This window comes from Bradyrhizobium sp. Gha, assembly GCF_900113735.1.
Classification (GTDB): Bacteria; Pseudomonadota; Alphaproteobacteria; order Rhizobiales; family Xanthobacteraceae; genus Bradyrhizobium.
The window spans coordinates 403,698-417,474 of sequence record NZ_FOQM01000003.1 but is presented as its reverse complement, the minus strand read 5'-3'; the positions used below and the strand labels follow the sequence as shown (position 1 = coordinate 417,474).

At 65.1% G+C, this 13,777-nt stretch carries 10 protein-coding genes; 2 read left to right on the top strand and 8 right to left on the bottom strand.

What is annotated here, in order from left to right; translation table 11 throughout:
- Positions 1 to 30: 30 nt before the first annotated feature.
- Both BM222_RS07675 and BM222_RS07670 read right to left on the bottom strand, forming a co-directional pair.
- Positions 31 to 1,098, bottom strand: coding sequence for an alcohol dehydrogenase (locus BM222_RS07675; RefSeq protein ID WP_092227654.1), 1,068 nt, complete (start codon positions 1,096 to 1,098; stop codon positions 31 to 33).
- A gap of 83 nt (positions 1,099 to 1,181) precedes the next feature.
- Complete coding sequence (locus tag BM222_RS07670; RefSeq protein WP_092227771.1) at positions 1,182 to 2,351, bottom strand: CaiB/BaiF CoA transferase family protein; 1,170 nt, start codon at positions 2,349 to 2,351, stop codon at positions 1,182 to 1,184.
- A 196-nt stretch (positions 2,352 to 2,547) separates the two neighbouring features.
- Here BM222_RS07670 and glgA point away from each other — a divergent pair, with 196 nt between their 5' ends.
- Positions 2,548 to 3,963, top strand: coding sequence for a glycogen synthase GlgA (glgA, locus tag BM222_RS07665; protein WP_092227653.1), 1,416 nt, complete (start codon positions 2,548 to 2,550; stop codon positions 3,961 to 3,963).
- A gap of 169 nt (positions 3,964 to 4,132) precedes the next feature.
- Here the strand turns inward: glgA and BM222_RS07660 are convergent, their stop codons facing one another.
- The 6 genes from BM222_RS07660 to BM222_RS07635 all read right to left on the bottom strand — a co-directional run bounded on the left by BM222_RS07660 (position 4,133) and on the right by BM222_RS07635 (position 12,360).
- Complete coding sequence (locus BM222_RS07660) at positions 4,133 to 5,083, bottom strand: oxygenase MpaB family protein (RefSeq protein WP_177243061.1); 951 nt, start codon at positions 5,081 to 5,083, stop codon at positions 4,133 to 4,135.
- Between the two features lie 70 nt (positions 5,084 to 5,153).
- Positions 5,154 to 6,296: a patatin-like phospholipase family protein gene (locus tag BM222_RS07655; RefSeq protein ID WP_092227652.1), complete on the bottom strand. Its 1,143-nt coding sequence runs from the start codon at positions 6,294 to 6,296 to the stop codon at positions 5,154 to 5,156.
- A 158-nt stretch (positions 6,297 to 6,454) separates the two neighbouring features.
- On the bottom strand, positions 6,455 to 7,765 hold the full coding sequence (locus BM222_RS07650; protein ID WP_092227651.1) for an MFS transporter: 1,311 nt from the start codon (positions 7,763 to 7,765) through the stop codon (positions 6,455 to 6,457).
- 22 nt (positions 7,766 to 7,787) lie between these two features.
- The gene (locus BM222_RS07645; RefSeq protein ID WP_177243060.1) at positions 7,788 to 8,309 is read right to left on the bottom strand and encodes a PRC-barrel domain-containing protein; all 522 of its coding nucleotides are present in this window, start codon (positions 8,307 to 8,309) and stop codon (positions 7,788 to 7,790) included.
- 23 nt (positions 8,310 to 8,332) lie between these two features.
- Positions 8,333 to 10,537 carry an amylo-alpha-1,6-glucosidase gene (locus tag BM222_RS07640; RefSeq protein WP_092227768.1) on the bottom strand — a complete coding sequence of 735 codons (2,205 nt, stop codon included), beginning with the start codon at positions 10,535 to 10,537 and terminating at the stop codon, positions 8,333 to 8,335.
- A gap of 59 nt (positions 10,538 to 10,596) precedes the next feature.
- A complete protein-coding gene (locus BM222_RS07635; protein ID WP_092227650.1) occupies positions 10,597 to 12,360 on the bottom strand; it encodes an ABC transporter ATP-binding protein in 1,764 nt (587 codons plus the stop codon).
- 272 nt (positions 12,361 to 12,632) lie between these two features.
- Here BM222_RS07635 and BM222_RS07630 point away from each other — a divergent pair, with 272 nt between their 5' ends.
- Complete coding sequence (locus BM222_RS07630) at positions 12,633 to 13,703, top strand: glycosyltransferase family 4 protein (protein WP_092227649.1); 1,071 nt, start codon at positions 12,633 to 12,635, stop codon at positions 13,701 to 13,703.
- Positions 13,704 to 13,777 lie beyond the last annotated feature (74 nt).

Here is a 13,777-nt window from a genome sequence, read left to right as displayed (position 1 = left end):
GCTCGCAATGACTGAGGAGAGAGCGCCGAACTACGGCGTCAGCACCGTGCGCCCGACCACCGCGCCCTGCTGCAGCTGCACCAGCGCCTCGTTGGCCTTGTCGAGCGGCGCCGTCGTCACCGGGATCGGCGCGATGTTCTTGGTGCGCACCAGATCGAGCAGTTCCTGGGTCTCGCGCAGATTGCCGACATAGCTGCCCTGGATCGTCACGGCCTTGATCGGGATCAGCGGCAACGCCCAGGTGGCACCCCCGCCGAACAGGCCGACGATGACGAGCTTGCCGCCTTTGGTCAGGCAGTCGAAGCCGAGCTGCGTCGTTGCGGCATTGCCGACGAGGTCGATCACGGCGCGGATGGGACCGCCCGCTTTCTTGGCCAATTGCTCCAGCGCGTCGCCCGCCTTGGGATCGACGGTCGCAAGCGCACCCGCCTTCTCGGCGGCTTCCCGCTTCCTGGCGTCGATGTCGACCACGATCGCGCCCTTGCCGCCCATTGCCTTCAGCAGCGACAGCGCCATCAGGCCGAGGCCGCCGGCGCCGAACATCACGATGGGCGTGTCAAAGTACTGCTCGACCTTCTTGAGCGCGCTGTAGGTGGTGACGCCCGAGCAGGCGTAGGGCGCGGCCGACGCCGGATCGAGCCCTTTGAGATTGAGCAGATAGCGCGGATGCGGCACCAGCATGTGATCGGAATATCCGCCGTCGCAATAGACGCCGAGCGAGCGCGGCGTCAGGCACATGTTCTCGTCACCGGCCAGGCACGTCGTGCATTTGCCGCAGCCGATCCAGGGATAGACCAGGCCGGTATCGCCGAGCCTGAGCTCGCCTTGATCGGTCGGCTTCACGTCCGGACCGAACGCCAGCACCTCGCCGACGGTCTCATGCCCCATGGTCAGCGGCAAATTGATGCCGCGATCTTTCAGCGACAGCGGCTTGCGGCCATGGCCGAGATCGTAGCCGCCTTCCCAGATGTGGAGATCGCTGTGGCAGACGCCGGCGGCCTTCACCTTGATCAGGACCTGCGTGCCCTGGGGTTGCGGCGTCGCCTCGTCGAACTCCTGCAGCGGCGCCTTGAAATCGGCGACCTTGAAACTCTTCATTGGAATCCTCCCGGCATGCTTCTCGTTATCGCTGCCACCATGCCATGGCCGGCGGAACGAGACAAACCCGCTAGCCGCGTCGCTTAAAGTGGCGCGGCCTCGCCGAGGCCGATCTCCTCGCGCAGTGCGCGCGTGTGCTCGCCGAGCTCGGCCATGGTCTTGCCTGGCGTGGTGTCGGCTCCCGTCATCCGGAATGGCAGATTGATCACCCTGAAGGCGCCGCCTCCATCCTCCACCGATGAGAGTGCCTGCCGGTGCGCGAGCTGCGGATCATCAAGGGCTTCCTTGATGGTGCGATAGGCCGAGGCCGGCACGCCGGCCGCGCTCAGGGCGACAAGACATGCGTCGGTCGACAGTTGTCGCGACCACGCTTCGACGCCGTCCATCATGTCGGCCCAGTTCTCGCGCCGCGGGGCATAGGAAGAGAAGCGTGGATCGGAGATCCATTCGGGCCGGCCGATCACGCCCATCAGGGACCGGAACGTCTTCTCGCTGGCGACCGTGATCATGACAAAACCGCTGGCGGTCTCGGTCGGGCCGAACATCGGGCGCGGCGGCGGCTTTACCGCGAATTGCGAGCTCTGCAATTCGATCACCATCAGCGTCAGCATCGATTCCAGCATGGAGACGTCGATGTGCTGGCCGAGCCCGGTCGCCGTGCGCTGATAGAGCGCGGAGGCGATCGCGCCAAAGCCGTATGTGCCAGTGACGACGTCGGCATGGTAGATGCCGCAATAGTCCGGCCTGTCACGGCCGGGCTGGTGGGCGAGATGCGCCATGTCGTAGCCGGAGGCCGCATGAATCACCGGCGCATAGGCCGGCAGCTCGGCGGACGGACCGCTCTGGCCGTAGCCGGAGATCGAGCAGTAGATCAGCCTCTCGTTGGCCGAACGCAGGCTGTCGTAGTCGAGCCGCAGGCGGCGCATCACGCCCGGGCGAAAATTCTCAACCAGGATGTCTGAAGTCGCCGCCAGCCGGCGCACCGCCTCTCGTCCGTCCTCGGACTTGAGATCGAGCACGACGCTCTTCTTGCCGACATTCAGCTGGCCGAAGACGGTGCTGCAGCCGTTACGCAGCGGGGGCCGGGTCCGCATCGTCTCGCCGCCATCGGTCTCGATCTTGATGACCTCGGCGCCCATGTCGGCGAGCATCCGCGCGCAGTGGGGGCCGGCGATGGTGGTCGAAAAATCCAGGACCCTGAGGCCCGCAAAGGGCTTTGTCGTCGTCCCCTCGTGCTTATCTGCTGGCTGCATGCCGGCCACGTCTCCCCTGGCGTCCCCGTAGGAACTATCGATGTGCCCTGTCGTTGTTGCCCGACCCTAGAGGGCGGCGGCTGAGTAGGAAAGTCTTTACCGAACCGATGCGTCTCGTGGGGGGCTTGAGATTTCCAGGGGCAACTGGACCCGATCTTGCATAGCAGCATTCGGGATCAGCAGAGGGCATTCGTTCTTGAGGGTCTTATTCGTCACGACAGAGATGGACGACTTCGTCCGCGTCGGCGGGCTCGGTGCCGTATCTGCTGCCCTTCCCCGAGCGCTACGCCCCTTCGCCGATATCCGGATCATGCTGCCCGGCTATCGCGACATCATCGAACAACTCACGCATATTCAGGTCGTTGGCCGTTGTCCGGCGTTTGCGGAGATGCCGGCCTGCTCGCTCGGCCGGGCCGCGACCAAGGACGGAATGCCGGTCTATGTGCTGTTGTGCTCACAGCTCTACGACCGCCCCGGCAACCCCTACGGCGACGAGTCCGGGCGCGACTGGCCCGATAACGATATCCGTTTCGCGCGTTTTGCCTCGGCTGCCGCCGAGCTTGCCATGGGCAAGCTGGACAAGAATTGGGCAGCAGACCTGATCCATGCCAATGACTGGCAGGCTTCGCTCGTGCCGGCCTATCTCGCCTGGCGCGGCAGCAATCTGCCGTCGATCCTGACCATCCATAATCTCGCCTATCAGGGGCTCTTCCCGAAGGAGTCGCTGCGCCGGATCGGCGTCCCCGAAAGCTCATTCCACATCGACGGCGTCGAGTTCTACGACCAGCTCTCCTTCCTCAAGGCAGGGCTGGTCTATGCCTCCCACCTCACCACCGTCAGCGGCACCTACGCCCGCGAGATCACCACGGCGGAATTCGGCTGCGGCCTCGAAGGCCTGCTGCGCGTCCGCTCCGATGCGGCCGAACTGACCGGCATCCTCAACGGCATCGACGAGAGCTGGGACCCGCGCTCCTGCGCCCAGCTCGCACAGCAATTCGGCGCCGGCGACTGGGTCGGCAAGCAAGCCAACGCCGATTATGTGCGCAAGCAGTTCGGGCTCGCTGTCTCGCGCGGGCCGATGTTCGCGATCGTCGCGCGCCTCGTGCACCAGAAGGGCATCGACCTCGTGCTGTCGGCCGCGGACGAGATTGTCGATGCCGGCGGGCAGATCGTCGTCACCGGCTCCGGCGAGCCCGCCCTCGAGCAGGCGCTGGTGGAGGCCCATCGCCGCCGCCCCGACGCGATCGGCGTCACTATCGGCTTCAACGACGCCCACGCGCGCCGCATTTTTGCCGGGAGCGATTTTACGCTGATGCCATCGCGCTTCGAGCCATGCGGCCTGAGCCAGATGTATGCGCAGCGCTTCGGCTCGCTGCCGATCGGCCACCAGACCGGTGGCCTGGCGGAAACCATCACCGACGGCGAGACCGGCTTCCTGTTCAAAAAACCCTCACACGAATCTTTCCTGGGCGGCGTCCGCCGCGCCTTCGAGGCTTTCATGGCCCAGGACCAACTCGACAGCATGCGCCGCAGCGCCATGGGCCGCTCGTTCTCGTGGAGCATCTCGGCGGGACGCTATAGCAAGCTGTATCGGAAGCTGTCGACGGCGTGAGGCTGGGACGAGATCCGTGCCTCAGACTCCGTCATTGCGAGCGAAGCGAAGCAATCCAGAAACCCCTCCGCAGAGGCAGCCTGGATTGCTTCGTCGCCAGCGCAAAATTGCGTTCGCAATTTTGTCGCGGGCTCCTCGCAATGACGATGTGGAAGCACTGTCTCGAACCTCACCCGTTCCCGCGCTGATCCATTTGCGGCCGGCCGATCCAGGCGCGGTTCAGGCAACGTGTCATCCAGTCTGGACGCGGCTCGCCGCGTAGCCGCGCCAGCGCTTCCTGGTAGGGGCCGACGTAACGCAGCCGATCCGGCAATTTCGGATAGACACGCTTGATCCATCGCAGCGCGTTGTCGGCTGCCCTCTTGTCGCACGCGTCGAGTTCAAATCCAAAACCCGCTCGCAGGCGTTCCGGCAAGAGGCTTGCAGTCAGCGCGCGGTACCATCGCGGCGGCCGCAGCCACGGTCGCGCGCCGCCAAAAATCTGCGCGGCGATCTCGCGCGCGGCCGGGCTGACGGTCAGCGTGTCCGACTGCGTCATCGCTGCGGTGTACGCTGCGAAGCCGGACCAGTCGGCGGGCAGATCATTCGGCGTCAATCCGAACAAGGCGCCAAACGTCCGGCTCTCGATCCAGTAGCGCTCGCGCTCCTCGGCCGTGAACGGCGGCAGGACCAGATCGTGCGCCATCAGCGCGGTCTCGACCAGCGTTGCGTGAACCCAGCGCAGCGACGGGATGTTGTTGGCGCAGTAACGCGAGCCGGCCGCGAATGGGCCAACAGTCTCCGGAATCTCGCCGACTATCATGGCGTGGCGCCGGTGCAACTGCCGCGACGACAGCATGGCCCGATCGAGCGAACCGAACACCATGGCGAAGACGATGTCGAAGGTGCGATGGAAGCGGCCGATCGGATCGGCAAAGGTCTTGGAATGCTCGGTGATGGCAGCGGCGACCCAGGGATGCGCGAGTTGCAGCAGCAGCGCACGACCGGCGCCGAGGAAGATCACGGCCTCCCGATCGATCCGCCAGGTCACCGTGTCGGGACCGAACACGCCCGGCAGCGGCCCTGCCGCATGAGCGCAGACCTGATCGAGAGCCGCTTCCAGATCGTTCGCGGATACCACTTGCAGAGTCTCTCCACGGCGGATCGGCCCCGACGATCCGCAAGGCCTTGGCAATTCAATGAAGCGGACGCTATTCCGCGGCCAGCTTCATCTCGTCGATGTACTCGTGCAGCACCACGCCCGACAGCGGATCGAATTCGCCGATCCACGGCGCGCGCGCCAGCACCGACCTCGTATGCGCGTAGCCGGCGTCCCAGCGCTGCATGATGCCGGACGGGCTGAAGTCGATGTCCTTGGTGTGGGTCTCGCGGTCGAGCTGCGGGGCCAGCATTCGGACCACATGCATGCGCGTCGAACAGCCATAGCCGATCAACTCCCTCACCGCGGGATCATTGCGCTCGCCCTCGGGCAACCGCGCCGCAAGCTGGTTGATGACGTGGCGCAGCCGATGAGCCTGCTGCTGGCGCTCGATCTGGCTTGCAATCCGGCTGGAATATTGCACGTCCTTGTGGCGGGTCAGCACCTCTCCCATCGTGGTCGGCTCGGCGCCGGCGGGATTCCACAGATGCACCGAGAAGATCAGCGAATCCCTGCGCGGATTGTCGTCGAACACGGCTTCCGTCGGTGAGTTCGACAGGATGCCGCCATCCCAATAGAGCTCGCCATCGATACGCACCGCCGGAAAGGCCGGCGGCAGCGCGCCCGAGGCCATCACGTGCTTCACCGTCAGCTCGCCATCTCGGCTGTCGAAATAACGCATCCGGCTGGAGCCGACATGCGCAGCACCAACCGTCAGGCGCGGCGCGCCGCAATTGGCGAGGCCGAAATCGACGAGCTCGCGCAGCGTGCTCTCCAGCGGCGCCGTCGAATAATAGCCTGCGCGATCGGCCCCGAGCGGGAAGGACCAGCCGGCATGCGCCAGCGGATTGGGTTGGAAGAAGCCGGCAATGCCGTGGGCGATGGTCGACCAGCATGCAAGCATGTCGTCGAGACCGGGAATGCCTGTCGGCAAGAGCCAGGCCGGCCTCTGCTCCATCCGTTTCCAGAATTCCCTCAGGCGCGCGAGCCGATGTCCGGGCGTATTGCCTGCGATCAGGCTCGCATTGATGGCGCCGATGGAGGTGCCGATCACCCAGTCGGGCTCGATGCCGGCCTCGTGCAGGGCCTGGTAGACGCCCGCCTGATAGGCGCCGAGCGCGCCGCCGCCTTGCAGCACCAGGACGATCTGGCCGGGCAGGTTGTTGGGCCTGCCCACCCCGGCATTTGCCTGCATGCCTGTCGCACTCCTGCTCCTGAGAGCCTTACGCAAGATCCTCGGGCATTGTTACGCCGGAGGAGGATCGGCCGTCCAGCAGACATCGTCCGGGAGGGGGTGCAGAAAGCTACGGAACCGAGGATGCGTTAGGTGAGACCGGCGCCGGCTGACCTGGCTCAGCCGGCCATTTCTTTTGTCGCGATACCCATGCGCCGCGTCTCCGGCATGACGAAAAGGATCAGCAAAAGCCCGGCGGCTGCGATGCCCGCCAGCCCCAAGAAGGCGGTGGCATTGCCGAACTTGTCGCTGACATAGCCGCCGAGCGCGGTGCTCAATGACGCACCGATGCCGGTCGCCGTGCCCACGATGCCCTGCGCCAGATTGAAGTGCCCGCTGCCGAAGGCGATATCAGCCACGACGAGCGGTATCATCACCGCGAACACGGCGGCCGTGAACCCGTCGAACACCTGCACCAGCACCAGCAGATACGGATCGCGCACCGTCGCGAACAGCAGGCCGCGGATCGTCAGCGCGCCGAGCCCGATCAGCAGCAGCGGCCGCCGACCCCAGAGCTGGGCCTTACGCCCGACCGACGGTGACAGCAGCGCCACGATCGCCTGGGGCACGACGATGCAGAAAGCGACCAGCACCGTCGCCCACTGGCTCGACCGCGCCGTCACCGCGCTTGCCATCAGCGGCATCATCGAGGCGTTGGCAAGCTGCAGTAGCAGAACGCTGAGCGCAAAGACGATGAGCGGCCGCTGTCTGACCAGATGCCAGACATTGGTGTCGCCGGGAATAGGCGCCTCGCGCGGCATCTCGCCGTGACAACGGGCGACGTCGACCTCCTCCTCGCGGATGCGCGACAGCGCGATCAGGGTCGGGATCGCGAGCACGAAGGTGACCAGGAACACCGAACGGCTCGAGAGCAGATAGCCGGCGGTGCCCATGACCGCGGCCGCGACGCCGTTTCCGAGCGAGGCGAAGCGCGCATTGCGGCCGAGCCTCTCACCGATCGCGAGCGGGCCGACCAGGCCCAGGCTGATCGCCGCAATCGCCGGCCCCAGCACGCAACTCGCCGCCGCATGCAGCGCGGCTGCGGTCACCACGACGGGGAAGATCGGCATCGCCGCATAAGCGAGCGCGCAGCAGCCGATGGTCACGATCGCGAGACCTGCGACCAGCCGCTCGGATTTCGCAGCGTCGATGATCGCCCCGCCTGGCATCTGCCCGATCAGCCCGACGATGCCGCCGATCGAGAGCACGAGTCCGATCTCGACCTGGGTCCATTTCTGCGTGGTCAGATAGACCGCAATGAAGGGGCCGAAGCCGGTCTGCACATCGGCGAGAAAGAAGATGAACCAGTCTAGGCCGCGGAGACTCCGGCGGGACGGCGCCGGAATGCCCGCAAGCACGGCCGCGGCGACGTTGTCCTGTTCAACGCGTCCCTGGTGCTTTTCATGATCAGGCTTTCTCGACAAGAGCACAGGCGGTCAGCCCTCCCCCTCCTCACTGGATGGCTTGCAGCGGTTGAAGACTGCCGGACGCCCCTAGCACGACCATCGGCGTGTCTTCCTTGTACTCCGGCGCGGCCGCGACCTGGGCCTTGGTCAATTCCAGCGTGATGCTGTCCTTCTTGTTGGCTATCTTGCCGAAACGGAGCGCATTCCAGTCGACCACGATCTTGCGACTGCCGACGCCGAGGAAGCCGCCGAAATCGATCACGGCGGCACGGACATGCCCCTCGCGATCGACGATGACGTCGACGATGCGTCCCATGTCCTCGTCCGCCGCGCTGCGCACGTCGCGGCCAAGCACGCCGTGGGCATCGCTGGCGCCAATGATGGTCACGGACGGCGGCGGCGCGGCATCCTTCGGCGTCACCGGCACGACCGAGGCAGGCGGCTGCACTGGCGTCGGCGCCTTCGCCTCGCTTGTGGCCGCAGGCGGCTCCTCGGCGGCCCGCGATACCGTAACTGTCGATCCCGCGACCATCGCCGCGCTCAAAGCCAACCACCCGGCGGTACGCATGACCTCCTCCTCGCGGCGCGCCGCTAGCGCGCCAGCACGATCGACACCTGGATCTGGCCGCGCGTACGCAGCACCTCCAGCGCCACGTCATGGCCATGGCGGCTGACGCGCAAATCGACGCTGGACTCGCTCAGCCGCAGATCGCGCAAGATGACCTCGTTCAAGAATGCCGGCAGATGCGGATTGCGGAGCCGGATCTCGCAGCGCGCGACGTCGAACTCGATGCCGAGCGCGGCCTCCAGAAGCGTGAACGGCGTCGCGCTGGCCCAGGCCTGCGGCGCGCAGGCCACCGGGTAGAGTGTCGGACCGCGCCGTTTCTCGCGGCGGAAGCCGCAGAACAGTTCGGGCAGGCGGCGCAGATCCATGTAGGTCGCGGCGTCGAACAGGCCCTTGAAGACATGCGCGACCGAGTGCTTGAGTCCGTATTGGGCAAGCCCAAGCGCGATCAGCGCGTTGTCGTGCGGCCAGACCGATCCGTCATGATACGACATCGGATTGTAGCGCACCTCGCCGCGCGCGACCGTGCGAATGCCCCAGCCCGAGAAGAAGTGCGGCTGCATGAGATCGGCGGCAACGAGACGGGCGCGGTCCTCGCGGATCATCCCGCTGAACAGCACCTGCCCGGCATTCGAGGTCCGGACCTCGCACCGCTGCTTCCTGCCGTCGAGCGCGAGCGCATAGGTGCCGAGCTCCTCGCACCAGAACGCCTTCTCGAACCGCTCTGCCAGCGCCTTGGCCTCCGTCTCGAGCTTCCTGGCAATGTCAGGCTTGCCGAGCCGCAGTGCGCATCGCGCGGCGAGTTGCTTGGCCGCGTAGACGTAGCCCTGGACTTCGGCGAGCGCGATATTGCCTTCGGCGAGCTTGCCGTCGGCATGGAAGATCGCGTCGTAGGAATCCTTCCAGCCCTGGTTGGCGAGGCCCTTTTCGGTGGCGCGCTGGTATTCGACAAAGCCGTCACGGTCGGGGTCGCCTGGTCCATCGATCCAGGCGAGCCCCGCCTCGATCGCGGGCCATAGCTCGACCAACGTCTTCTCGTCGCCGGTGCGCTCGAAATAACGCCCGGCAAGCATGACGAACAGGGCCGTGGAATCCACGCTGCCGTAATATTGCGAGAACGGCACTTCGCCCAGCGCGGCCATTTCGCCGCCGCGCATCTCGTGCAGGATCTTTCCCGGCGCCGCATCCGCTGACGGATCGACGGCCCTGGCCTGGAAATGCGCGAGCCGCCGCAGCACACCCTTGGCGACGCGGGGATCGACCCACAGCATCTGCAGCGCGGTGATCAGGCCATCGCGGCCGAAGGTCGTCGAGTACCAGGGAATGCCGGCATAGGGATAACGCCCCTGCGGCGTCTCGGTCATCAGCATGTTGAGGTCGGCCATGGCCTGGCACAGCACCTCGTTGAAGATGTTGTTGGAGGTCTCGATGCTGGCCGTACCGATCGTGGACTGCCGCATCTCGCGGCGATGCGCCAGCAGTCCCCTGAAGAAGCGCGCCGGCTTCTCCCCGACGGGGCGGTTGCAGGACACCGCAACGAACAGCGATTTCGACTCATGCGGCTCCAGCTCGAGCTGCCAGGTCGCGGCATTGACCGAAAGCCGCGTCGGACGCGGATCGAAATGCAAGCCGGTGGTGCGTTCGGCATCGTCGAGACCACGATACTCGAACAGCACGTCGGTCGGCCCGAGCAGCTTGCTGGTGCCGGTGCCGCGGCGCGGCCGCCGCTCGCCGCGCACTTCGAACAGATCGGCAAAGTCGTTGTCGAACAGCAGCGTCAGCTCGAAGGCTGCCGTCTGCTCGCCGTGGTTCTGCAGCCCGATGCGTTGATAGGCGGTGCCGCGCCACAGGAAGATCGTGCGCACGATGTGCAGCAGATCTTTTTGCAGGACGATCCGGCCGTCGCGATAAATATCAGGGTTGGTGAGATCGACGGTCAATCCCGAATTGTCGTCGCGCAGGTTCGACCCGAGCAGCAACGGCTGGAGATCGTCGAGCACGAGCTCCAGCCGTGCCAGATAGCGCGTGTCGTGGTTGAAAAGGCCATCCGGGCCGCCGGCGGAGGCGCCGATGTCTCCATGACTGTCCAGCACGATGAAGGTGTCGTCGTGCTTGAGCGACCGCCGCGGTCGCGCGGCGGGACCGGTCATCGGAATGTAGAACGGCTGTTCCGCGACGGGCTCCATCGTCTGCGGCACGGATTTGATCTTGGTTGCGGCTTCGGCTGCCATGAGCTGCTCCCCTGCGGCTTGTTTTTCGAACGCGACCAACGCAAACGCGACTGTTGGGTTTACGCGGCGAACTTCGCGAGCCGGCTCATTTCCTGCATCACCAGTTCACGATACGGACCATGAGCCTGCATCAGCCGGTCAGGCGCCCCGTCCTCGATGATCTTGCCGTGCTTGAGCACGATCACCCGGTCGAAATTGCGCAAGGTCGCCAGGCGGTGCGCAATCGCGATCACGGTGCGGCCCCGCATCAGCCGCGTCAGCGCCTCGCGGATGGCTTCCTCGGACTCACTGTCGAGCGCAGCCGTCGCCTCGTCAAGCAGCAGGATCGGCGCGTCCTTCACGAAGGCGCGCGCGATCGCGATGCGCTGGCGCTGGCCGCCGGACATCTTGACCCCGCGGTCGCCGACCATGGTGTCGAGACCTTCCGGCAGGCTGTCGATGAAATCGCAGCGGGCTGCGATTGCCGCCCGCAGCACCTCGTCGTCGGTCGCATTGGGCCGGCCGTAGCGGATGTTCTCTCTGATGGAGCGATGGAACAGGGAAATGTCCTGCGGCACCACGGAGATCGCCTCGCGCAGGCTCTGCTGCGTCACCATCGAGATGTCCTGGCCATCGATCGTCACGCTGCCCTCGTCCACATCGTAGAACCGCTGTAGCAGCGTGAACAGGGTCGACTTGCCGCCGCCGGACTGGCCGACCAGGCCGACGCGCTGGCCAGGCTGCAGCCGCAGGCTAAACCGCTCGAAGATCTTCTCGGCCCCGGGATAGCCGAACGTGACATTGTTGAACGCAATCGCCGCGCCGGTCTTGACCAGGGGGCCAGCCGCGGGATGATCGCGCAACTCGTGCGGAACGAGCAACGTCGCGATCGCCTCGGTCAGTCGGGCGACATGCTGGGTCACGTCGACCAGCGCCACGGCGAGGTCGCGCGTTGCATTCAGAATGGAGAGGCCGAGCGTGCAGACCAGCACGACATCGCCGGTCGTCGCCTCGCCGTCCTGCCAGAGCACGATGGCCCAGGCCATCAGCGCTATCGTCAGCACGACCGTAACGGCTGCATGCGTCAATCGCAGCTTCTCGAGATAACGCAGACTGCGGCTGCGCGCAGTGAGTTCCCGGTTGACGGTAGCGTCGAACCGCTCATGCTCGTGGCCGATGCCGCAGAATGCGCGGACCAGGGGCATATTGCTGATGACGTCGATCATCTCGCCGTCGACGACGGCGGCCTTGTCGGCGAAATCGTCATGGAGCGGTTTGCCGGCTGCGGCCAGACGGAACATCGCGAATACCATGCCACCGGCGATCACAATCAGGCCGAGCGCCATATAGGGACTCACGGTTCCGATCAGCGCAATGGCCGCCACCGTTGCGATGCAAGGCGGCAACACATTCCAGACGAACATGTTCTCGACCGTGAACACGGCGTTGGAGGTGGCCGTGATGCGGCTCGTCAGCATGCCCGGCATGCGATCAGAAAAATAACTCGGTGCGTGTCCGGTCAGATGACGGAATATGTCACGGCGTAAATCGCCCGTGACACGGACGAATGTGAAGCTCGCGGTCCAGCTCGCGATCCGCCACAGAAAATTGTCGGCGGCGATCAGCGACATGAGCAAAATGAATGCCAGCCATACGCTGCCGCCATGCGAAGTTCCCGCAGACAAGCTGTCGACGAGAGATTTGACGCCATACTGCGTGCCCACGGAACAGGCAACGGCGGCGACGACGGAGCCGAGGATCACCAGATGCGACGCCGATCGACGTCGCAGGTAGCGCAACACAAAGGCAAATGGCCTGCGCGCATATCCAGAAAGATGATCCATGTGACACTGACCCCGTCGTGATGATTCAACTGTTCTGCTGATCGACTGAACATCGACCAGTTCGGCTCGGTTCCCGGGCGAGCTCATCACGACATGCGGATGCGGACGATCTGAGAAGATCAGATGGCAGCATCGAGACATGCGCGCGATGTACGAATAAGTAACGTTTGAGGAAAGGAACTTCGCAACTGCGGGAACGTTCCCTTGTCGGCATGCCGGTGCCGAGACACGGCGGGGGTTTCAACCTTTATGATCGCAGAGGAGATGGTGAGATGCGCATCGCGCAGGTAGCTCCGTTGACGGAGGCTGTTCCACCCAAGCTGTACGGCGGCACCGAGCGGGTGGTGCATTGGTTGACGGAAGAGTTGGTTGCGCTCGGACACGACGTTACCCTGTTCGCCAGCGGCGACTCGCAGACCTCCGCAAAGCTCGATGCATTATGGCCGCGGGCGTTGCGCCTCGACGGTTCCGTGCGCGATCCCAACGCGCTGCACATGGTGCTGCTGGAGCACGTGCGGCAGAAATGTGACGACGAGGAGTTCGACTTCGTCCACTTCCATCTCGACTATTATCCGTGGTCGCTGTTCTACCGGCAGCCGACGCCGTTCCTGACCACGCTGCACGGAAGGCTCGATCTGCCGGAGCATCAGCCTGTTTTCAACACCTTCTCCAAGATGCCGGTGATCTCGATCTCGAACGCACAGCGGCGGCCGGTGCCGCAGGCCAATTGGGTGTCGACGATTCATCACGGCCTGCCGGAGAGTTTGCTGACGCCGAAGCCGGCGAAACAGGAATATCTCGCCGTGCTCGGCCGCATCGCGCCGGAGAAGGGCGTCGACCGCGCCATCAAGATCGCGATGCATTGCGGCATTCCGCTCAAGATCGCGGCCAAGGTCGACCGCGCCGACCAGGACTATTATGACGAGCTGATCAAGCCGATGATCTCAGGCAATCCGCTGGTGGATTTCATCGGCGAGATCGGCGACCACGAGAAGTCGGACTTCTTGAGCGGTGCGCTCGGCCTGCTGCTGCCGATCGACTGGCCGGAGCCGTTTGGTCTCGTGATGATCGAAGCCATGGCCTGCGGCACGCCGGTGGTCGCCTTCAACCGCGGTTCGGTACCCGAGATCATCGACGAAGGCCTCACCGGTTTCGTCGTCGAGGACGTCCTCAGCGCCGCCGGCGTCGTCGGTCGTCTCGCGCAATTGGACCGCTCTGCCATCCGCAAGCAGTTCGAGCAGCGCTTCACGGCGCGGCGCATGGCGCTGGATTATCTCGCGGCGTATCGGAGCCTGACCGAGGTCCAGGCGCCGCGGATCAAGCTGGTGAGCAGCGCCGAGTAAGGATCTCGACCCGCCACTCTCGTGTCCCGGACGCGCAGCAACGCCATTCGCGTTGCTGCGCTGCGTCCGGGGCA